The sequence below is a fragment of the Deltaproteobacteria bacterium genome (genome assembly GCA_022340465.1).
GTDB lineage: Bacteria > Desulfobacterota > Desulfobacteria > Desulfobacterales > B30-G6 > JAJDNW01.
On record JAJDNW010000096.1, the window covers coordinates 19,719 to 42,309 of the forward strand.

Sequence of the window (22,591 nt, forward strand, 5' to 3'; positions counted from 1 at the left end):
TCAACCCGGCAATTCGATGGAGTTATCATGAACCCTCTGCGTACCAGGCGCTACCCGTTTTATATCAGCATCGCCACCCTGGTGGTGGCCGTCATTGCCTCGCTGTCAGGCGTTTTCCTGTGGATCAGTGACAAGGAAAGCTCGGCAACGGCCATTAGCCTGGCCGACCGTTTATTTACCGAAGTCAACGACAAGGTGGCGGAGCGATATGAAAATGCGCTGCAATCCGTTTCCATCCTGGCGACTTCGGCCTCGCTAATGCCCGCCATGACCCGGCGACCGGAAAAAGACGGTCTCTCCCACCCGGGGTTGGCCTTCATGGTCAAGGCGCTGGAGAGCTTCGACTACCTCCTTTCCATGTATGCGGGATACGAAGACGGCAGTTTCATACAGGTAACGGCTTCAAGGGGCCATGCCGGCGTCAATGTCAGCTATGGTGCCCCCGAAAACACCTTTTACATCATCCGCACCATTTCACCGGACCCGAACGCCGATTTACGCCAATGTTGGACCTACATGGACCGCAACCGGAATCTGATCGCTTCACGCCTGGAACGCGGGGCCCATTACGACCCACGCCGCCGGCCGTGGTACATCGATGCGGTCAAAGCGGGTGAAACCGTCTACACAGACCCATACATATTCAGCGCCACCAAACTGCCCGGTATCACCTGCACCAGGCAACTTTTGGATGCCGGTGGCGTTTTCGGCGCCGACATCACCCTGGAACGCTTCTCTGAATCGCTGGCCCGGCAGCGGATCTCCGACAACAGCGACATGTTTCTGTTCGACGATTCAGGAAGAGTACTGGCCCACCCGGCTGAAAAAACGATAAAGTCGACAGTCTCCCGCAAGGAGGGGCTTTCCATCGAAGGCGCCCGTTTTCTCAAAGAGGCGGAAAGCCGTGACGCCGTCCTCAAGGCGGTGATGGCCTCCTACGCCAGCGCTCGGGGTATTCCGGTCAATAAAACCGAAATGATGACAATCCAAGACCGTCCCTACCTGGTGCGGTTGTCGCCTATGGAGTCATCGCACGGGTTGGAGGAAATTATCGGTAGTGCGGCCCCGTTGTCGGACTTCAATGGACACATTCGCCGCATGCAGACCAGAATCACCCTGTTTTCGCTGGCAGTGCTGGTAATTGCCCTGCCGGCGGTGCTTTTTCTGTCGAGACGCCTGGCGGGCTCGATGATGCGCCTGGAAAAGGAAGCTCAGAAGATCCAACAATTCGACTTTTCGGAATCCCCTCCCTTCGACTCGGCCATCAAAGAGATGCATTCCCTCATCAAGGCCTTCCGGCTGATGAAGGCAACCATACGGCAACGAACGGAAGCGCTGATCGCCACCCAGGGAAAGCTCGAAAAACTGGTGCAGGGCGGCATCTCCCTTTCCGCCGAACGGAACCTGACCAAACTTCTCGAGCAGATTTTCATCTCCGCCCGCGACCTCGCAAGAGCGGACGGCGGTTCGCTCTATCTGCGCGGTGAAGACGATGTGCTTAGGTTCGAGATTATGCAGACCGGTTCGAAAATGGCGCACTACGCGCAAGATCCGGACGGTGAAGGAATCATGTCGGACATCCCTCTTTACAAACCCGGGACAGGGGCCGAAAACCATATGAACGTCGCGAGTCACGCTGTTCTTTCCGGAGACACCGTTCGGATCAGCAACATCGGGAATGAGCGCCGTTTCAATCTTTCCAACGAGTACCGTTTCAACGAACTTTCCGGAACCGAGAGCATCAGCTTCATCGCCGTGCCGCTCAAGACGCGGCAGGGAAAAACCATCGGCGTGCTGCAGCTTTTCAATGCCCGCATGCCGGACACCGAAGCCGTCGTCCCCTTTGAAGGCGAAAGCGTCAGGTTCGTGGAATCCCTGGCAGCTCAGGCGGCGGTCGCCCTCAACAACCAGCAGCTGCTCGAAGCCCAGCGCAACCTCTTCAATGCGCTGATACAGATGCTTGCGGGCGCCATTGACGCCAAATCCCCTTACACGGGGGGACATTGCGCCCGCGTTCCCGAGGTGGCCGTCATGTTGGCCGAGGCGGCCAGCATGACCGAAGACGGCCCTTTTGCAGACTTCAAGATGGATTCCGAAGATGCACGGCGCGAGTTTCACGTGGCGGCCTGGCTGCACGACTGCGGCAAGGTAACCACCCCTGAATACGTAGTGGACAAGGCCACCAAACTGGAAACCATATACAACCGCATCCACGAAATCCGCACACGCTTTGAAATTCTATGGCGGGATGCGGAGATCGACTACTACAAAAAATGCCTGGAAACCGGTGAGAACGAGGCCGATCTGAGGGCCGAAATGGAAAGCGAACAAGAGTGGATCAGGGAGGCGTTCGCCTTTGTAGCCACCTGCAATATCGGCGGTGAATTCATGGGCGACGAAAAGGTGCAGCGGCTGCAGCAGATCTCCCGCCGCACGTGGCTGCGTCACCTGGACGACCGCCTGGGCCTTTCCCAGGAGGAAACCGGCAGGATGTCCGCCGAGCCGCCGGAGGATCTCCCGGCAAAAGAATACCTGCTGACCGACAAACGGTTCCACATCATACCACGCGGTATGGCCGACCCCTTCGATGGCAACAGATACGGTTTCAAAATGGACATTCCCCAAAACCTCTACAACCACGGCGAACTGTACAACCTCAGCATCCGCAAGGGCACCCTCACCGATGAGGAACGGTTTAAAATCAACGAACATATCATCCAGACCATCATCATGCTCAACAAGCTGCCCTTTCCCGATTACCTGAGCAGGGTACCCGAGTTTGCCGGAGCCCATCACGAAACCATGATCGGCACGGGATATCCCAAGCGGCTCAGGAAGGAGGAGATGTCCATACCTGCCAGGATCATGGCCATAGCCGACATCTTCGAAGCCCTGACAGCTGCGGACCGCCCCTACAAAAAGGCCAAAACCCTGAGCGAGGCTTTGCGCATCATGAGTTTCATGCGCAACGACCGGCACATCGACGCCGATCTGTTCGATCTTTTTCTAACCAGCGGCGCCTGCATGCGGTATGCTGAAAAATTTCTGGAGCCGGGGCAGATAGACATGGTAGACTTCCGGGATTATCTCCAATCGCCATGAGAAGTCAGCCATCCGGAAAACCGAATTACAATTGGGACTTCTGGCGTAGCAGCGGCTGCCGGGCCGGTCCGAAGCAGCCTCGAGGATAATGTCACGCTTCATTTTTCATCTTCCCGCCGTCCCGCTTTCCAGCCTGTGTCTGCAATCGTCGACAACCCGCTGCATCGCCACGGCATGGTTGGAGAAAATCCATTCCACACCGCGGTTGGCCTCCCTGAAAAGACAGTTTGCCGATCGGGGATAGCCCGTTCCCACACACTGCCCGGCCGCCGCATGCAGAGCGGCCGTCCTTCTGCCCACAAGCAGGTAATGGCCGGCGACGCCGGCATACCCCCGGGCCAGTGCCAAGCGGCTTAAGGTTCTTATATTGGTCTCCGCCACCGGAAGCAATGCTGCGGCGGGCACAAAACCGACATGCCTGAACATTTCCGGAACAAGGGAAAGGAAATGGTAGTCCTTTACGGGCTTCAACGGGGACAAAAGGGCGGACAGGTTTTCCGCCTGGCGTTCAGGGCGGGGATAGGTCTCCTCCTTGAGTTCCACCATCAGGTGTACCCGCCGTCCATACCTTGCAAGCACTTCTTCAAGGGACGGAATCATGGGGAATCGCGCGCGCAGATCCTGAAAATCAGCTTCACCGACAACCAGCGGCTCGCCGAATAGTCTTGAAAGATCCCTGTCATGAAAAACGACGGGCTTGAGGTCGCGCGTCCAGCGGATGTCGAATTCGATCCCCCACACACCGGCCTGTATCGCTCTGTCAAAAGCGTTCAGCGTATTCTCGAAGACGGTTCTGTTGTCATGCTGGCCGCGGTGAGAAATGATTTTACACCTCTCTAGAACCGGCAGAGCCGGTTTCGGCTGAGGTCGCGCGGCAAAGAAGGCATCCACTACCGAAAGCAATAATGTTTCCAACAGCTTACGCATGGGCGTCAATCCTCGTTATATAATCCGGCGGTCGAGATGTTTTCCATGTACCTTCGCGCCAGTGGTTCCAGCCTGTTGAGCAAAAATCCGGCAACCCGGTCAATGTCATAATCGGCATCGGACAGGTCCACGTCGTCAATGTCGAGGTAGATCCGGTTGACCGCCGGCAACGTGTCCTTTTTTTCATCCAGGGGGACGGATAGATACACGTTTTTCCCCAGTATAATGAAGCTGAAGTCGGCATCCGGGCAGAGGGTCCCAATCACCGCCTCGGCATTGCCCGGGTAGATGACCAGCGGACGTTTGTCCAGTTCGAGAAACCGCAGATGCGCATGCACCGCATCTGCAACGGCCGCCCCGTGTTGTTCGGGCGGCAGGCGCCCTCCTGCATCGGGCATAGCGCCCAGAATACGCTGTTGCAGCGACGCCATGAGCTTGTGTTTTAATACCTGTATCGCACGGGTGTAATCGTCGGTTGCTCTGAAACCCATAGGATAACCCGGCGAGCCTTTTTCCGCAAAATCGTACGTACCAATCATGGAAGGCAGAATGGCCACCCTGACAACGTCGCTCGAAGGCTTCCGCCCGGGGTAGCGCTCTGCCAGGTCTCCGTAATCTGCCGCAAGGATTTTCGATAACACGTAGGCGTCCATTTCAACCAAACCGACCCTGTAAAGTGCATCGACCAGGAAAGGGTCTTCCAGGTACGCCATGAAGAAAGGTTCCGCGTGGACGACATCCCGCAACAGCTTCAGTTCTTCATAGCTGATTTTGAAAGAGTCCAGGTCCGCCTGCGACGGTTCGACCAAAACACTCCGGATAAGCGCCTTGCGCGCCATCAGATTCCCCAACCGGACCTTTTCGCCACGGGCAATTTTCTGTACCATGAGCAGGCGTATGGTCAGCAGTTCCTCGGAAGGCCAAACACTCTGCTGCAATGCCTGCCCTTTGAAAAGGTTCAAGCGCTCGTTGTAGTGGAAAAGCACCTTGGACAACCCCAGGATATTGGGGTCGTACACCATCAGTTCGGATACTTTTCTCTGGGGGTCGCTCATGATATTGACGACCTCCTTATAATCCGGCCTCGCGAAAAGCGATCTCGTCCTCCATGCCTCCCTGACGGTGGGATCCCCCGCGGCCCCCACCACAATCTGCATCAGATAGGAAAGAATTTCGGCAGCATACTTTTCAGCCGGTGTCAGATGCGGAGGGCTACCAGCCGCTTCCGGCTCGGAGGGAGCGCTCCTGCCTGGATCCCAAACACCGCCGCATTGCAACAAAAGCAGCATCATCATGGAAGCAACGGTCACTCCGGCCGCATGGGCCGCTTTTCTGTAATAACCGTTTTTTACCTGGCACAAATTGAAATAGCCCATCCCCAAAATTTGAAACGCTCGGCTTAGAATGATGAAAGAGGCGGATAAAGTCACATGTAATGGACCGATTTGTCAACAACCACCCTAAGCTTTGAAATGATTGTCCGCAACCGGAAAATTGTCCCTTGAAAATGCAGATGTTTTTTTTGTAAAATAAATGTCAAACTCCCTATACGCCTTGATATCCTTCCCGGTTTCGCCTATCAGGGCTCATGAAGTTATTATCGCACACAATACGTGGTACGCTGGCTCTGGCGCTCTATGTCATCAACACGTTTTTTTTCTGCGTGCCGCTTTTCGCCGTGGCCCTCTTGAAGGTGGCCGTGCCGTTCGCCCCCTGGCGCAGGCTGTGCAGCCGGGCACTAAACGGCATTGCCGGCGGATGGATCGGGGTCAACATTTTCAATCAGAATTTTTTTTCCTCGACACCCATACACGTGAGCGGCCCGTTGTCTCTGGATCCCGATGGTTGGTACCTGGTTATGGCCAATCATCAATCCTGGGTGGACATACTCGTCTTGCAACGCATCTTCCACTCCCGCATTCCCATGCTGAAATTTTTTCTAAAAAAGGAGTTGATCTGGGTTCCGCTGCTGGGGCTGGCCTGGTGGGCGCTGGATTTTCCATTCATGAAACGCTATTCGAAATCGTTTCTTGAAAAAAATCCGCATCTCAGGGGCAAAGACATCGAAATCACCAAACGGACCTGCCAGAGATTTAAAACCATCCCGGTGTCAATTATGAACTTCGTGGAAGGTACCCGCTTCACGGTGCAAAAGCACAGCCTGCAGGGCTCCCCCTACACTCACCTGCTGAAAACCAAAGCGGGGGGAATCGCTTTGGTGCTGACGGCCATGGGGGAACAAATCCGCACCATTCTGGATGTCACCATTGCCTACCCCGGCAGGTCAGGCAGCTTCTGGCGGTACATTTCGGGCGGAATTCCGGAAATCAGGGTCGCTGTCAGGCCCCTGCCCGTTGATCCTTCGCTGATGGGCAACTATGCCATGGATGACGATTTTCGGACCCGTTTTCAAACCTGGTTAAACGAGCTGTGGGCTGCAAAGGATGCACGCATGGGCCGTATGTTGTCCCTGAACGCTGCAACTGTCCGAACCCGCGCGCAAAACGAGGAATGTCCGCGCAATGAAGTACCAGAGGCGCAAGGCTGATTTGCAATCACTTGAATCCTCGAGCCCTCGAACCCTTTTTCCACCCATTCCCGTTTGGAACATTAATATATATTGAATTCCACTCCTTTTTTGTATACGGTTGCCCCTCGGCAACGTTCTTCGACCGGCGCACATTTTACAAGTGCCCAAGTTGAATTCTGGAAGTGGTTAAATTGAGGAAGGAGTTTCATATGCCAGTGGTGGGTATCATCGGCGGGTCCGGACTGGACGACCATGACATTCTCGAAAATGCCGACGTATTGGATGTGGAAACACCCTTCGGTAAACCTTCCTCAAAACTGGCAACGGGCCGCATAGCAGGCCAAGACGTCGTGCTGCTTTCCCGTCATGGAACCCGCCATCAGTTGAGCCCGACCCAGGTCAACAACCGGGCCAACATCCATGCCCTCAAGGAGGCGGGGGTAACCCATATCCTGGCCACAACCGCCTGCGGCAGTCTTCGCCGCAAAATAGATCGGGGGCATTTTGTCATCATCGACCAGTTTATCGACTTTACGCGTTTCAGAAAAACCACTTTTTTCGATTCCTTCGAAGGGGGCGCCAGACACACGGCCATGGCCGAACCCTTCGATGCGGCCCTGAGGCGTGTACTTTACAGGACCTCGGTCGATCTCGGTTATCCCACCCATGACGGCGGAACCGTTGTCACCATCGAAGGCCCCCGCTTTTCCACCAGGGCCGAATCCTGCATGTTCAGGGCCTGGGGGGCGGACATCATCAACATGTCGATCGCTCCCGAAGCAGTGCTGGCCAACGAGGCGGAAATACCTTACGCCGCCGTTGCCATGTCCACCGACTACGACTGCTGGAAGGAAGATGAAGATCCGGTATCATGGGAAGAAATCCTGACCGTGTTCAATAAAAATGCCGAAAGGGTGAAACAGTTGCTGGTCAAGGTCATTGAAAAAATAGAATGACGGACAAGGAGCTTCACATGAACTTAAAAGATACCATTCGATCCATACCCGGATGGCCGATCGAAGGCGTTATTTTCAGAGATCTCACGACCCTCATGCAGAACCCGGCGGCATTCAAGGACGCCTGTGACGTTTTTTACGACCGCTACCGGGATCGGGGCATCGACAAGGTGGTCGGCATCGACGCCCGGGGATTCGTATTCGGAGCCGTGCTGGCATACCGTTTGGGCCTTGGTTTCGTGCCGGTTAGAAAAAAGGGCAAGCTTCCCTATAAAACGATCGAGGAAAGCTATTCACTGGAATACGGTGAAAATGTCGTTGAAATGCACGCAGACGCCATCGAAAAAGGCGAGCGCGTGGTTATCATCGACGATCTCATCGCCACCGGCGGCACCATAGAGGCGGCCGTAAAACTGGTTAGAAAGCTGGGAGGCGATATTCTGGAATGTGGATTTATCGTCGAGCTGCCGGACCTGAAAGGGCGTGAGAAAATAAAAGACGAATACGTCTTTGCCATGTGCGCGTTCGAAGGCGAATAAAATCGTGTTCCACGATTTTATGAAACGCGACGACGTCGCTCCTGTACAAAAGACCAAAATTACGCAAACAAATGGACCCTTCTCCTGAAACATATATAGATCGTTGTTGCTCGCACTCCCGGCGGTGCCCAGGCCGACCGTGACGCCGGCCTTCAGGTATTTTGTCACCGGTGCAACGCCGGCGGCCAGCTTCATGTTGCTCTGCGGGTTGTGGAAGCCCCTTTGCGGATAAACGCGGCGGCCTTCTCCACATTATGCCGGTATTGATCCATCGTCATTTTGAAAGAATTACAAAAATATCTTGTAGTTGTCAATGCGGTTCATTTATCCCTCACCACAAATCCTGCCGTTGACTTTCCTTTCATTTTATGAAATATTGGCGCCCTATGAAAGTGTCGGAAGTATGTGAAATATTGAAAGCGGACCTCCTGACGGGTGAAACCCATATGGAGGACCGCGTCGCAGGCGGCGGCAGCGCAGACCTGATGGAGGATGTGTTGTCGGCGGCAACCGAAGGCTGTGTGCTGCTGACAGGCGTTACCACCGAACAGGTCATCCGTACGGCAAAGGTGGCGCGCGTCGGTGCCGTTGCTTTCGTACGCGGGAAGAAACCGGCGCCGAACGTGATAAAGCTGGCCGAATCGTATGACATGCCGATCCTGCTGACCCGTTACTCCCTATTTGTCGCCAGCGGCAGGCTGTATATGGGCGGCTTAAGGGGACTCGACGGATCCTGGTAAGGATGTCTTCACGGCCCCCTGAACCAGGGCTCCGGAACCGGAACATCCCTGCAGGACGGCGGCACCAAACATCGTACGACCACGGTGAGCGACGAAGCCACTTGGCTCGTACCTGACCCGAGTGAGCGAACTTTTTTACTGAAACGAATTTATGATGGTACATCCTGGATCGGGAGTTGGAAAATGATTGAAGCTTTGTTTATGTTGGGCGGATTGGGCCTCGTTGTCGGTGTCGGCCTGGCCGCGGCGTCGAAGATATTCTATGTATACGTTGACCCGATGATCGTCGCGATAGACGATGTCCTGCCGGGCGCCAACTGTGGCGGGTGCGGGCAACCCGGCTGCTCGGCTAACGCGGAAGCGATCGCTGCCGGCAAGGCCGCGCCAAATTCCTGCGTGGCCGCCGGGCCGGAAGTTGCCGAAGCCATCGCCGCCATCATGGGTGTCGCCATCGAAGCCAAAGAACCGGACATCGCCAGGCCCGGCTGCACCTACGGTGTTGAAGACGCGGAAACCAAGTTTATTTACGACGGCCTGGGAGACTGCCGGGCGGCGGCATTGATGAACGGCGGCATGAAGGTCTGCAACATCGGCTGTCTGGGTCTGGGGACCTGCGCCAAAGCTTGTCCCTTCGGTGCCATTACTATGGGGCCCAAAGGGCTCCCCGTTGTCGACGAAATCAAATGTACCGGATGCGGTACCTGCGAAAAAGTTTGTCCCAAGCACATCATCACACTTTCGTCAGTCACCCGGCGGATTCTCCGGGAATACACCACCGACGACTGCACGACTCCCTGCCAGCGGGCCTGCCCGGCAGGCATCGACATCTGCGACTACATACGCCAGATTTCACTGGGAGACTATCCGGGCGCCCTCCAGGTAATCAAAGAACGCAACCCGTTCCCTTCGGTCATCGGCAGAATCTGTCCGCGGCCATGTGAGCAGGACTGTCGACGGCAGCTGATCGACGAACCCGTTGCAATCAACTTCCTGAAGCGCTATGCGGCCGACCATGAAAGAGAGTCCGGCCAGCGGGTGCAGCCTTACAAAGCACCCGATACGGGGAAAAAGATAGCCGTTGTCGGCGGAGGCGTCGAAGGCCTTTCAACCTCCTTTTTTTCAGCACGCTTGGGTCATTCCGTCGATGTCTACGAAGCCGCCCCTCGGCTAGGTGGTCTTCTTAGAAGCGCCATTGCCGCTTACAGGCTCCCGTCGGAAATTCTGGACTGGGATATCGACGGCATCCTGGAAATGGGCGTAACCGCACACACGGAAAAAAAGCTGGGCATCGACTTCACCATAAACTCACTGCTCTCCGAGGGATGCCAGGCCGTTTTTACCGCCCTGGGCGGTTGGGACAGCCGGCTTGCCAGAAATGCCGGACGTACGGTTGAAAGCCCCATCCCCGGCGTTTTTTTGCTGATGGACGTCATGAAGTCGCACAAAGCCGCCTCCGGCAAGGAGGACCTCCCGCAAATCCAGCCTGCATCCCGGGTGGTCATCTTCGAAGGAGGCAAGTTGGCTCTCGAAGCGGCTGACCTGTGTCTCCAAAAAGGGTCCAGCCAAGTGACCGTTCTCTTCAGGGGGGCGGAAAGCGATCTCGACCTCGAAAAGGAGGAAGTCGAAGGCCTCCGCAGCAAAGGCGTTGAAATTATTTTCGCCGCCGCCGTCAACACGCTGGCCGGTGAGCGGGACAGCCTTCAGCAAATCGAATGGGTGGACCTGGAAGAAAAAGTCTTGAAAGAAATACCGGCCGACATGCTCGTCGTGGCCTCGGGCCGCTTTCCGGAACTGGTATTCACCAGACCCCGGGACACCCACGACGAAAATGGTGAAAATGAGCTCCCCCGAGATCAGGAGGACACGGAAGAAAGCGCAACCGGCGCCGGCGACCTGGAGGCCGCAGACAACCGCTGGATCGGTGCCTATACCTACAAACGCCCCGAGCACCGTCATGAGATAGGTTGGCTGTCCGAGGGCGATTCCATCAGCGACTACAGCGGGGCCATCAAGGCCATTGGCGGCGGCAGGCGTGCAGCGGCGACCATTCATAAAATCATCTACGGCATCGACCTAGCTCTGCCGGAGAATGTTGTCGACTCACATGCGTTGATTCAGAATGTCGACCATGTCCAAAACGTAGCGGCGTCGCCGCGAACCCGCATGCCTCAGGCAGGCCCCAAAGAACTTGCAGCCGCCATGGAAATAGAAAAGGGCCTTTCCAAAGAAGACGCCGACAGGGAGTCCAAAAGGTGCCTGCAGTGCGGCCTGATATGTTACGAACACACGGAACTCAAACCGGATCTGGCCCAGGCAACGATTCAGTAAAGAATCCTGGCCTGAGGGTCAGGTTTTACATACTGGAATAAATAGGTATGTAAGCCCCTGGTGGCAAGCATGGCAACAGAAGAAGGTATCGTCATAAAACTGGGTAGCGGCAGCGCCTGGGTAAAGACTACCCGGTCGAGTGCTTGCAAATCCTGTTCTTCCAGGGAATCCTGCCAGGCAAGCGAGCAGGGCAAAGCCATGGAAGTCGAGGCCGCCAACCCGGTGGATGCTAAAATCGGGGATCGGATCCTCCTCTACTTTGAGACGTCGTCCCTTCTTAAGGCCGCCTTTCTTTTGTACATCTTTCCAGTGCTGTGCATGCTTGGGGGGGCCGCCCTGGGGCACTGGCTCTCCCTTAATTATTCCCTGAACACATCGTTGGGATCGGCGGCCGCGGGATTCGGCTGTCTGGCCCTGTCGTTCATGCTAGTCAAAAAACGGGGCGATAAAATGGCTTTGAAGGACAGTTACAAACCCCGAATCATCAGGATACTGAGAAATCTCCCAGCCATGGAGAAAGAGGCTCACAAAACCGTTACCGGGTGATAAATGAAAGCATGAAACTTACACACCTAATCTGAGCGATTGTCGAGGCGTGTCACCTATGGCGGCGTTGCTGCCTTTACAAAGAAGATGCTTTTCCGCAAATTTGAAACGCTCACTTTGGGTACAGCCTGAACGTATGGTGTCACAAAATGAAGACCGTATACCTATCGCCGACAAACCAAATCACGATTACCTGCCCTCGATGTGAAGCCACCAAAACCGTTGACGCTTCCAAATACGCAACAATAAAACATACGGTAAAAGTGAAGTCCAAATGCTCCTGCGGCCACACCTGGACATCCGTCTTGGAGAAACGCAAGCAGTATCGCAAAGGGGTCAGCCTGCCGGGAACCTTCACCCAAATTGTCGGCAGTAAACCCACGCGCAAAGGCACCATGTCGGTAACCGACATTTCGGCCGGCGGACTGAAAATAAAACTGGACCACCCCCTCGATCTCCGGCAGGACGACAAGCTGAAAGTTGAATTTCGTCTGGACGATGCCCGCAACACACTGATCAGCAAGCACGTACTGGTAAAAAATATAGACGGCCTATACATCGGGACCGCCTTCAGCCATCGCGAGCGGAATGACCCTGCACTCGGGTTTTACCTGATGGGCTAACCAACCCCTGCATCGGGGCTATTTCAGCACCTATTTGTACAAATCCCATCATGTTTGCGAAAGATTTTAGTTTAGGTATTTAACCGCCGGGTTAATATGTACCTCAGCTATGAAATTTAGTGGGAGACAGCCATGAACAAGTGCCCTTACTGCAACTCGGTTCACAACGTAGGCTTCGTATCCATGCGACTGGCGGGCACGGATGGCGTATCTTTAGAAACTGCCAAATGGGCCCGGATTTTTGAACTGGAAGGGTTCCGTTGCCACTACTTTGCCGGGGAACTCGACCGCCCCAGGGAACGCTCTTACCTCCTTCCTGAAGCTCATTTCTCTCATCCTGCAGTCAAAGAGATCTACCGCAACTGCTTCGGTGCGCATAAAAGACCCAGGCGCATCACCCGCGAGATTTACCACCTGAAAGAAAAGATCAAGGATCACCTTTACGATTTTATCCGCAGGAACCATATCGACATCCTGGTCCCGGAAAATTCCCTTACCATCCCCCTCAACCTTCCCCTGGGCATTGCTATCACGGAAATGATATCGGAAACGCAAATCCCCACCATCGCGCATCACCACGACTTCTTCTGGGAGCGTCAGCATTTCATGACCAATGCGGTATGGGAATACCTCAACATGGCATTTCCACCTCACCTCCCCAGCATCAAACATGTCGTCATCAACTCCTCAGGCGACAATCAGTTGAGCCTGCGCACGGGTATATCCGCACATATCATCCCCAATGTCATGGATTTTGAAAACCCTCCGCCGCCGGTGGATGCCTATGCAGCCGACGTACGCCAGGCGCTTGGCATCGCCAACGATGAACTGTTGATTCTCCAGCCCACACGCGTGGTCAAACGCAAAGGCATCGAACATGCCATCGAACTCGTTCGTCGCCTGGAGAAAAAGGCCAAGCTGGTCATATCCCATGCTTCCGGGGACGAAGGCTTCGACTATGAAATGCGGATCCGTGAATACTCTGATATGATGGGTGTGGACACCCGCTTCGTCTCGAACATCATCAATGAAAGAAGAGGCGTGACAGATGACGGGAGAAAGATCTATACGCTCGAAGACGTCTACCCGCACGCAGACCTCGTGACCTACCCATCGAATTTCGAGGGGTTCGGCAATGCCTTTTTGGAAGCCATTTACTTTTCCAAACCCATCGTCGTCAACAACTACTCGATCTATTCGACCGACATAAAACCCAAGGGTTTCGATGTCATCGAAATAGACGGCTACGTGACGCAGGAAGCGGTGGAAAAAGCCGGGCAGGTGCTTAGTGATCCCCAAAGAAGCCGGGCGATGGTGGAACACAACTACCGCGTGGCTAAAAAACACTATTCTTACCGGAACCTCCACCAGCATTTGAAAACCATAATCTTCGAATCGCTGCTCTGCATTCAGGCATGATTTTCTTGCTTGACCCGGTATACCAGAATGTGAAACATGTGTACTTTCTGCAATTCGCGAAAGGATGTGCAAACAACAATTTAAATGATCGCACGGCGCGACAATCAAACAGCTGAAGGAAAACCGATGAAATACATGACGAAAAAAAACCTTGTGACGCTCCTGCTATTCATCTTTATAACCATCCCGGTAACGGACCTTCGTGCAACGGAATCGAGCGATGTACTTGCCCGGGTCAACGGAAACGCCATCACCAGCAAGGATCTGGACATGGAACTCGCGCGGGTGGAAAAGCAGGCGCAAATGAAGCAGAGTCCCATCCCTGAATCACAGTATCCGCAAATCCGGGCGGAACTTTTAGAAACCCTCATCAACCGCGAGCTGTTGTACGAGGAGAGCGTTAAAAACGGATACGCGGTTTCGCCGGCGGAACTTGACAGTGCCGTCGATGGGATCCAGGCACGTTTTGCCGATCGTAAGGGGCTCAAGGAGGCGCTTGCTGCGATGGGCATTACCGAAGCCGATTTCAGAATACAGGTTAAAAAAGGGCTTTGCATTCAGAAACTGCTTCAAAAGGAGGTTTTCGAAAAAATCGAAGTGACAGAGAAAGAAAGCCGCTCTTTTTACGACAACAACCCCAATTTATTCCAAAAGCCCGAGCAGGTTCGCGCGAGCCACATTTTGATCAAGGCAGCCCAGAATGACGACGATGAAAAAAAGGCCGCAGCCAGAAAAAAAATCGAAGAGATCCAACTGAAGATTGACGCCGGAGAAGACTTCGCCCAGTTGGCTCGCACCTATTCCGAGGGCCCCAGCCGGTCCCAGGGCGGAGATCTGGGGTATTTTGACCGCAAAAAAATGGTCAAACCCTTTTCCGATGCAGCCTTCCAGCTTCAACCAGGGCAGGTGAGTCCCATTGTCAAAACGCGCTTCGGATATCACCTCATCAAAGTGGTCGACCGCAAGCCTGAGGCCAAACTGACGTATGAATCGATAAAAAACAGGCTTGAGGAATCTCTTAAAAACAAAAAAATGCAGGCTGCAGCCGCCGAATTCGTCAATCGGCTCAAACAGGGCGCAACCATAGAAAGGATTTCGGGATAGTTAGCTTTTTTCTTGACCTTGAACCTACAAATGTCATAATACTAAATCCAATTCAGATTATAAACAGGCAACGGAATCCCCGAAGATACGACCGGCCGATTCTCAAACGCATGCGTGTCCACGGAACCGGCATGGCCGCCCAACGCTCGGGTCAACAACAACGTTCATCAGAGGAGGTCAGCGCTTTGGCACAAGGAATTGTTAAATGGTTCAATGACAGAAAGGGTTACGGTTTCATCAGCCAGGAGGAAGGCAACGACGTCTTTGTACATTTCTCTTCCATAGAGTCAACCGGGTACAAGACTCTTTCAGAAGGGGATCGGGTCGAGTTTGACATCGAGGAAAGTGATCGGGGGCCTGAAGCCAAGAATGTAAGAAAGCAGTAATTGACAGCGCGTGGAAGTGCCTAACGAGCGCCATGCAAATTCATTTTCAAATGCATGCCCCGTCAGCCTGCCCGGCAGGGATGACGATCAAAAAACAAGACAAAACCGCGTAAGCGTTTGCTGCCCGCCAGCCTGCCGCGGGGGCAGCGGGTGCTGCCGCGGTTCAACCTTCGCGGCTGCTTACCGTATCTTGAGGCGTTGAAGGGCAATATAGCACCGGAGTTGCGCCAAAAGATAGGTGGGCGAGACCGTTCAATCACGAAGGCGAGCATACGTGTTTATCTATTCCCAACCGTGAAATCCAAATGAAGAAGCTTCTGAATGCAGCCATTGTTCTTTTTTTATTCTTCGCGGCACAGGGTGTAAGCGGGCAGGAGTTCAACGCCGTCGTTTTGATGTACCACAAATTCGGCGAAGATCGCTACCCCAGCACCAGTGTCAGCCTGGAACAGTTCCATGCCCATCTGGAATACCTCGCAACCAACGGCTTTCATGTGCTGCCGCTGGAAGAAATCGTAACGGCGTATCGCAACAAAAGCCCGCTGCCGGACAAGTGCATCTCCTTCACCGTGGACGATGCCTACCTGTCCGTATACACACAAGCCTTCCCGCGCATGAAAAAGCGCAATTGGCCGTTCACCGTTTTTGTATCCAGCGATGCGGTGGACAAGGGGTATCGATCCTACATGACCTGGGATCAGATGCGCGAAATGAGAAAAAACGGCGTCTCCTTTGCCAACCACACCGCCAGTCACGACTACCTGGTACGCAGAAAGCAGGGAGAGTCGGCGCAAGCCCATATCGATCGCGTGCGCAACGATATCGAACACTGCCAGAGGCGCCTCCTCGAAGAATTGGGCGACGCCCCCATGTTGTTTGCCTATCCCTACGGCGAATACAACACCGAAATTGCCCGGTTGGTGGAATCCATGGGTTTCACAGCCTTTGGTCAGCACTCGGGCGCCGTGGGTCCCTTCTGCAACCCCGCAACCCTGCCCCGGTTCCCCGTAAACCAGCATTACGGCGATTTGAAAAGCCTGAAAACCAAATTCTACTCCCTTGCCCTGCCGGTGTCGTCCATAGTCCCCTTCGAGCCGGTGACGGCGGAAAGACGTCCTGTGCTGAAAGTTTATCTTGAGGAGACGGATGCGCGCTTGAACGAGCTGGCCTGCTTCGTAAGCGGTCAAGGAAGAACCATGCCCAAATGGATAGAGTCAAACAGACGTTTCTCCATTCAAGCGGCAAAAGACCTTGGCAACGGTAGAAATCGCTATACCTGCACGGCCCCCAATCGGGAACGCAGCCGGTATTACTGGTTCAGCCACCAGTTCGTTATTACCCCCCCGGTAGATTAGCGGGCCCTCGAGAGATGCAATTGAAGGATATTCTCTGGCACCACCGTGGCGGAATGGAATAAGTAATGGAATAAGTGTTGATCGCAGCAGCTTGATTGGATTTATCGGGCAGCTGTATAGTAACGTCAGTGTTCGAAAAAAAATCTTTATCCGGACAGATCCGGGAAAGGCGTCTGAAATTGACCACCACGACATGGAATTACCGCTGCCAGCAAGACAATGACGATGAATACGATGAGGAAAAGCAGCACCTGACATACACCCAGGAACCACCCGAAGATGAGGATGACGACGAGGAAATGGATGAAATGGGATAAAAGCGTGTACCACGCTTTTATGAATCGCCGTATCTAGCGTGCCAGAACTTCCCGGCAACGCACATGGCAGCCATGCTGCCGGCGGCTTCGATGAGTTCGGGAACCGATATCGCGGCATTGAATGCTCCCAGGTGCGGTCCGCTGTTAATGACGATGTCGGCCCGGTCCTTTTCGTAAGTTCCGACCCTCTCCTCAGCTACCCCCCTGTCGATCAAGAACGATCTGAATTCAGCGGTGGTCATCGTCTGCTGGTCGGCCACCCTGACCAGTTCTTCCATGTGGCGGTCAACGCCCATCTCCTCGATCATGCGGTTGGACAACCGTTTCGGATCGAGGGGTACGGCACCCTGGAAACGCCTCCCGACAAACCCTTTATAGTAGTTGCGAAAGAGGCCGGTAATAATTTTCTCCAGCACTGTTTTCTCGAACAACCCCCTCGCATCCACAGGCCTCCCGTCGGCATCCAGCCCCACGAGATTCGTATCCTTGTTCCTGAAATAGCTCCCGGCCACCAGCAGGAGGCTCAAAAAATGCTGGCCTATGGTCAGGTAAAAATGTCCGTTTTTCCCGTCCGACGCCAGCAGGTGTTCGAAATCCCTGACGCCGCTGACGCCGATGTTGGGATAAGCGCAGGAGTGCAACCACCGATCCAGGCGACCGGCACGCACCCATTGGTATGCCCCCCGATCGTCTCGGCGCCCACGTTGTGTCCTGTTGTGAAAAAGGGGAATCAGGGCATCGTGCAGTATTCCCATGGCGGCCATCCTGCCCAGGATCCGGGCATTTCTGAACATCACCTCCCGGAACCTCCGGCTGCCCAGACGTCTGCCGGGGCAGGTTTCGTTGGGATAACCGAAATAAGTGTTGTCCGCCCAGAAACAGATGGCATATCCTTTGGGATGCAGCTCCTGCTCTGTGGGCAAGCGGGATGCAGGCACGCCGTGCAGCCGGAACACGAACGCATTGCCGATTTTGACGGGTTTGGGGATGGCGAACCTGCGTCCAAAGGCACTTTTTCGGAAGTGCAACAGTTCCAGCCAGATGGATTCCCTTTGCAGTGTCGGGGGCGTGTCCCCGGATCGGGCCATTTTGAACACCAGGACGAGGCCGTCCGCCCGCGGGCCAAAAATCAAACTTCTGCCGACGGTATCGAATCCCCGCTCCCTGTTTTGCATGCCTGCCTGACGCAGCGCATCGTCTATGTGTACCGCCGGGAGCCTGTCGGTGGGGGGCACTTCGATGTCGGGCCCTTTTATTTTAAGGGGCAGCGCACCCAGAGCACCGGCTACCGCCCTGTGAACCTCGCCGGACGTGGTCCCCAGCACCTCGATCAGCGTCCCCAAAGCCTCGCGGACGATTTTTCGCTCTCCTGCCCTTACAACGCAGGTGGTCAAGGTTTCCGCGGCTTCACGGTATAAAAAAAATCCCTGGCGCTGATGGTCGTAGGCCCGCTTCAGGAGCAGCTTTTTAATATCGACCGCCACCCGGCTGTCCATCGGTTCGGAATGGGCTTTGAGGCGCTCGTGCAACCGCACCAGCGCCATATACCTGGCGGAAAAATCCGTTGACCTGCCCGCAAAAAGATCGTCCGACGTCATACCCGATTCCATATTTCAGCATAGCATCAACGCCCTGCGATTTGAAAGCTTGAAAAACCGGCGGGGAAGCATTAACGTAGTGCTATCGTTCGTTGCCAATAATATCCCGACGGCAAATCGGCGACCTCCGGTAGAGCCTTAAGGTATTGGGGAGGCATCTTGAAGTGGCCGCTCTGCCCTCGATTCCGATGCTTTTCTATGGGGTGCACATGAAAACCGAAGGTTACTGGGCCGACAATTACGTCGAAAAAAAATGCAATGCGGAACATGCCATTAAAAAGATAAAAGCGGGGCAGCGCGTGTTCATCGGCTCCTCGTGCGGCGAACCCCAACATCTGGTTCAGGCCCTGGGGGAAGCCTCCAACCGCTATACCGACATCGAAATCGTCCGCCTCCTGGCCCTTGAAAGCACCCCCCTGACACTGATTGCCAACAAGTCCAAAAGTCAGAACCTGACCATACGGTCCTTTTACCTGGGGTCGGCCAAGGCGGAGCGGTTGTCGAGAAACCAGCGCTTCATCACCCCCATCAACCTGTCGGCCATACCGCGTCTGTTCCGCAGCCGTTTCCTACCCATCAATGTGGCCCTGATCCAGGTGACGCCGCCGGATGATTTCGGCTGGATGAGCCTGGGGGTATCGGTGGACATCACCCTGGCCGCAGCATTGTCGGCAGACATCGTCATCGCCCAGGTGAATACCAACATGCCGCGCGTGCTGGGCCAGAGCTTCGTCCACGTGAACGACGTGGACTACATCGTCGAGCACGACGAACCCCTGATCAGCATCGACAAGCGTCCGGAAAATGAATCGGCCGAGGAGGTCGGCAGGCTGATCGCGCGGCTGATAGAGGACGGTTCCACGCTCCAGTTCAGCCCGGGAACGACTCCCCAGGCCACCCTTCTGGCGCTGGCCGACAAGAACGACCTGGGGGTGCACACGCACTACCTGACGGATGAAATCATGCACCTGGTTTCACGGGGCGTCATCAACAACCGGAAAAAGGGATTCAACGACGGAAAACTAGTGGCCAGCACCGCCTTGGGGACAAAAAACCTGTTCGAGTTCATCGACAACAACCCCAGTATCGAATTTCATCCGTCGGACTACGTCAATGACCCCTCCGTCATCAGCCGCCACAACAAAATGGTGTCATTCAGCGTGGGCATGGCCATGGACCTTACCGGCCAGGTGGCCGCCGATGCCTTGCCCCACAACAATTTTTCGGGTGTCACCGGCATGCTGGACTTCATCAGGGGCGCCTCGCAGTCCCCGGGCGGCAAATCCTTTATTCTAATGACCGCCACGGCCATGCAGGGGAAAAAAAGCCGCATCGTGCCCATGCTTGACCACACCGCCGTGGTGGTTCCCCGTGGGGACGTGCATTACGTAGCCACCGAATTCGGCGTTGTGAACCTCTTCGGCAAAAGCCTTCAGGAAAGGGCCACGGCCATGATCAGCATCGCCCATCCGGATTTTCGCGATGAATTGTTCCACGAAGCCAAGCAGCAGGGCCTCTTCGGGGCCGAACGGACCCTGGCGGAATCCATATCCGGTATATACCCGCGCCACCTGGAGGAGAATATCCTCATCGACAACCAGACCGTAACCGTCCGACCGTCCAAGCCTGTGGACGAACGCCGCATTCAGGAACACTTTTATACCCTCGAGAAAAACGATATCGTGGCCCGGTTTTTTCACGAAAAAACCGCATTTGTTCACGACGAGGTAGGCAAGGTTTCCCAGGTGGATTACGTCAAGGATCTGACCATCGTGGCCGTCGTCGGGGAATTCGGCTTCGGCAAGGTCATCGGTGTGGGGGAATACCTGCTGGACCCTTCCAATAATATGGCCGAGGTGGCCTTTTCCGTGTCCAAGGAATTCAAACGCAAGGGCCTGGGGAAAATCCTGATGAAAAAACTCTGCCAGGCGGCCCGGGAAAAAGGCATTTCCGGCCTGTTTGCCTACACCTCCCACGAAAACAAGGGAATGATCAATCTTTTCAAGACGCTGCCCTACAAAGTCAAAAAAATATTCGAAGAGGACATGATTCTTTTGAAATGCAGCTTCGATGAACCGTTAACCAGCGACAATGATCAAGCGAGGTAATTTAGAAATGACAAGCTACACCGTCCGTTTCCTTCCCCACGATAAAACCGTCCAGATCCCCGAGGGGGAAATCCTTATTCGTGCAGCCATAGAAGCCGGCGTGCATGTCAATGCCTCCTGCGGTGGCGAAGGGGTATGCGGAAAATGCCGCGTGATTGTAGAAAAGGGGGAAGTGGAAGGCGGTCTCAGTGAACGGCTCAGCGATGACGACCGCCGTAAGGGGTACCGGCTCGCCTGCCAGAGCCGTGTCATGCAGGATATCACCGTACGTATTCCGGTCGAGTCCACGGTGGATGCCAGCGTATTGAACACCCGCAGCACCCCCAGGCAGACCGCCCGCATCCGGCAAATGGATCTCGACGACCTCAAGGAAAAGGGCCTTTTCCTGGCACCGGTGGAAAAGAAATATCTCGAACTTCCCGAGCCTACGGCGGACGACCACCTGCCGGACGTCACCCGGCTGGTCAGTTTTCTGAAGCTGAAGCACGATGAACGCCGCATCAAGGTCAGCCTGCCCGTCATTCGCAAGATGCCTGATTTGTTGCGAAAGGATAATTTCAAAATTACAGCCACCCTGGAACGGCCTGTTCGTGAAATCGGCAAGACCGACATCATCAATGTGCAGCCGGGCGACACCAGCGACCGCAACTACGCCATTGCCGTGGACATCGGTACTACCACCGTCTACGGCCAGCTCATCGACCTCGTAACCGGCGATGTTCTGGCTGAAAACGGGGACTTCAACGCCCAGATCAGCTATGGGGAAGACGTGATCAGCAGGATTGTCTACGCTGAAAAAGAGGGCGGGCTCGAAAAACTGCACCAAATCGTGGTGGGCACGATCAACACAATTATCGGCAAACTTTTTAAAAAGTCGGGTGTGGACAGGGACGACATCTCAGCCATCACCCTGGCCGGCAACACCACCATGACACAGCTTCTGCTGAAAGTGAACCCGCGCTACATCAGGCGTTCCCCCTATGTTCCGGCGGCCACCCTCTACCCTCCGGTAAAGGCCGTCGACCTGGGCATCGAATTGAACGACCATGTGTCCGCCCTGGTTTATCCAGCGGTTTCCAGCTACGTGGGCGGTGACATCGTTGCCGGCGTCATGGGATCGGGCATGTATCTCACGGATAAGCTGACCCTGTTTATGGACATCGGCACCAATGCGGAGATCGTCGTGGGAAACCGGGAATGGTTTGCCTGCGCAGCCTGTTCCGCGGGGCCGGCATTCGAGGGCGGCGGCATCGAATTCGGCATGCGGGCCTCCAAGGGGGCCATAGAAGATTTTTCCATAGATCCGGATACGCTGGAGCCCATGAACATCTGTATTGGCAATGTCCGACCCAAAGGCATATGCGGCTCGGGCCTCATCATCATGGTGGCCACCTTCTTCGAAATGGGAATTATTAACAATCTCGGAAAGTTCGATCGCGATCTGGAAACGCCGCGCATCCGTGAAAAAGACGGTGTATACGAATATGTCCTGGCATGGAAGAATGAAACCCAGATCGACAGGGACATCGTGCTGACGGAAATCGACATCGAGAACCTGATTCGCGCCAAGGGAGCGATTTACAGCGGCTGCCTGACCCTCCTGGAGGAGGTCGGTCTTTCGGTTAAGGATCTGGAGCACATCATTCTGGCGGGAGGATTCGGCAGCTACATCGATCTGGAACGCGCCATGGTGATCGGCCTGCTCCCGGAGATCGACCCCGCAAAAATCACCTATATCGGCAATGGGTCACTGATGGGGGCGAAAATGAGCTCCCTCAGCAACCACATTCGCCGCAATGTCGTCGAAGTGACCAAAAACATGACGAATTTCGAGTTGTCTGAAACCGTGTCCTACATGGACAATTACATCGCCGCCCTCTTCCTGCCCCATACGGACATGGAACAGTTCCCCAAATTGAAGGCACGGATGAAAAAAAATATAAAATTAACAGCCGGTTATAAATCAAAACCGACATCCCTCCCTTAACGTTGATCCGTTTTTTGAGGCGTCAA

Annotated in this window: 18 protein-coding genes and 1 pseudogene; 15 read left to right on the forward strand and 4 right to left on the reverse strand. The window is 54.7% G+C overall.

Annotation, left to right across the window (positions count from 1 at the left end):
* Positions 1-27 precede the first annotated feature (27 nt).
* The gene (locus LJE94_14170; GenBank protein ID MCG6911254.1) at positions 28-3,102 is read left to right on the forward strand and encodes a GAF domain-containing protein; all 3,075 of its coding nucleotides are present in this window, start codon (positions 28-30) and stop codon (positions 3,100-3,102) included.
* Positions 3,103-3,207: 105 nt separating this feature from the next.
* On the opposite strand, the gene LJE94_14175 is transcribed toward LJE94_14170, so the two are convergent.
* Both LJE94_14175 and LJE94_14180 read right to left on the reverse strand, forming a co-directional pair.
* Positions 3,208-4,029, reverse strand: coding sequence for a glycerophosphodiester phosphodiesterase (locus LJE94_14175; GenBank protein MCG6911255.1), 822 nt, complete (start codon positions 4,027-4,029; stop codon positions 3,208-3,210).
* Positions 4,030-4,034: 5 nt separating this feature from the next.
* Positions 4,035-5,405, reverse strand: coding sequence for a hypothetical protein (locus tag LJE94_14180; protein MCG6911256.1), 1,371 nt, complete (start codon positions 5,403-5,405; stop codon positions 4,035-4,037).
* A 212-nt stretch (positions 5,406-5,617) separates the two neighbouring features.
* Between LJE94_14180 and LJE94_14185 the strand changes: the two genes are divergently transcribed.
* The 3 genes from LJE94_14185 (at position 5,618) to LJE94_14195 (ending at position 8,054) form a co-directional block, all read left to right on the forward strand.
* Positions 5,618-6,577, forward strand: a complete 960-nt coding sequence (locus LJE94_14185; protein ID MCG6911257.1) for an acyltransferase — start codon at positions 5,618-5,620, stop codon at positions 6,575-6,577.
* A gap of 191 nt (positions 6,578-6,768) precedes the next feature.
* Positions 6,769-7,515, forward strand: coding sequence for an S-methyl-5'-thioadenosine phosphorylase (gene mtnP / locus LJE94_14190; GenBank protein MCG6911258.1), 747 nt, complete (start codon positions 6,769-6,771; stop codon positions 7,513-7,515).
* Between the two features lie 17 nt (positions 7,516-7,532).
* Entirely contained in the window at positions 7,533-8,054 is a 522-nt protein-coding gene (locus LJE94_14195) for an adenine phosphoribosyltransferase (protein ID MCG6911259.1), read from the forward strand.
* Positions 8,055-8,135: 81 nt separating this feature from the next.
* Here LJE94_14195 and LJE94_14200 read toward each other — a convergent pair.
* Positions 8,136-8,267: pseudogene (locus tag LJE94_14200) on the reverse strand (amidohydrolase family protein).
* 173 nt (positions 8,268-8,440) lie between these two features.
* Between LJE94_14200 and LJE94_14205 the strand changes: the two are divergent.
* The 9 genes from LJE94_14205 to LJE94_14245 all read left to right on the forward strand — a co-directional run bounded on the left by LJE94_14205 (position 8,441) and on the right by LJE94_14245 (position 16,872).
* Positions 8,441-8,794 (forward strand): hypothetical protein, encoded by a 354-nt coding sequence (locus tag LJE94_14205; protein MCG6911260.1) that lies wholly within the window; start codon positions 8,441-8,443, stop codon positions 8,792-8,794.
* Positions 8,795-8,977: 183 nt separating this feature from the next.
* Positions 8,978-11,122, forward strand: coding sequence for an FAD-dependent oxidoreductase (locus tag LJE94_14210; protein ID MCG6911261.1), 2,145 nt, complete (start codon positions 8,978-8,980; stop codon positions 11,120-11,122).
* A gap of 69 nt (positions 11,123-11,191) precedes the next feature.
* Positions 11,192-11,668, forward strand: a complete 477-nt coding sequence (locus LJE94_14215; protein ID MCG6911262.1) for a SoxR reducing system RseC family protein — start codon at positions 11,192-11,194, stop codon at positions 11,666-11,668.
* 149 nt (positions 11,669-11,817) lie between these two features.
* The gene (locus LJE94_14220) at positions 11,818-12,291 is read left to right on the forward strand and encodes a PilZ domain-containing protein (protein MCG6911263.1); all 474 of its coding nucleotides are present in this window, start codon (positions 11,818-11,820) and stop codon (positions 12,289-12,291) included.
* A 132-nt stretch (positions 12,292-12,423) separates the two neighbouring features.
* Positions 12,424-13,710 (forward strand): glycosyltransferase family 4 protein, encoded by a 1,287-nt coding sequence (locus LJE94_14225; protein MCG6911264.1) that lies wholly within the window; start codon positions 12,424-12,426, stop codon positions 13,708-13,710.
* A 135-nt stretch (positions 13,711-13,845) separates the two neighbouring features.
* Positions 13,846-14,814, forward strand: a complete 969-nt coding sequence (locus LJE94_14230; protein MCG6911265.1) for a peptidylprolyl isomerase — start codon at positions 13,846-13,848, stop codon at positions 14,812-14,814.
* 185 nt (positions 14,815-14,999) lie between these two features.
* A complete protein-coding gene (locus LJE94_14235) occupies positions 15,000-15,200 on the forward strand; it encodes a cold-shock protein (GenBank protein MCG6911266.1) in 201 nt (66 codons plus the stop codon).
* Positions 15,201-15,505: 305 nt separating this feature from the next.
* On the forward strand, positions 15,506-16,555 hold the full coding sequence (locus tag LJE94_14240; GenBank protein ID MCG6911267.1) for a polysaccharide deacetylase family protein: 1,050 nt from the start codon (positions 15,506-15,508) through the stop codon (positions 16,553-16,555).
* Positions 16,556-16,734: 179 nt separating this feature from the next.
* A complete protein-coding gene (locus LJE94_14245) occupies positions 16,735-16,872 on the forward strand; it encodes a hypothetical protein (protein MCG6911268.1) in 138 nt (45 codons plus the stop codon).
* 17 nt (positions 16,873-16,889) lie between these two features.
* On the opposite strand, the gene LJE94_14250 is transcribed toward LJE94_14245, so the two are convergent.
* Positions 16,890-18,470 carry a SidJ-related pseudokinase gene (locus LJE94_14250; protein ID MCG6911269.1) on the reverse strand — a complete coding sequence of 527 codons (1,581 nt, stop codon included), beginning with the start codon at positions 18,468-18,470 and terminating at the stop codon, positions 16,890-16,892.
* 209 nt (positions 18,471-18,679) lie between these two features.
* Between LJE94_14250 and LJE94_14255 the strand changes: the two genes are divergently transcribed.
* Together LJE94_14255 and LJE94_14260 are read left to right on the forward strand one after the other, a co-directional pair.
* A complete protein-coding gene (locus LJE94_14255) occupies positions 18,680-20,578 on the forward strand; it encodes a GNAT family N-acetyltransferase (protein ID MCG6911270.1) in 1,899 nt (632 codons plus the stop codon).
* Positions 20,579-20,585: 7 nt separating this feature from the next.
* Positions 20,586-22,565, forward strand: coding sequence for an ASKHA domain-containing protein (locus tag LJE94_14260; GenBank protein MCG6911271.1), 1,980 nt, complete (start codon positions 20,586-20,588; stop codon positions 22,563-22,565).
* Positions 22,566-22,591: the final 26 nt, after the last annotated feature.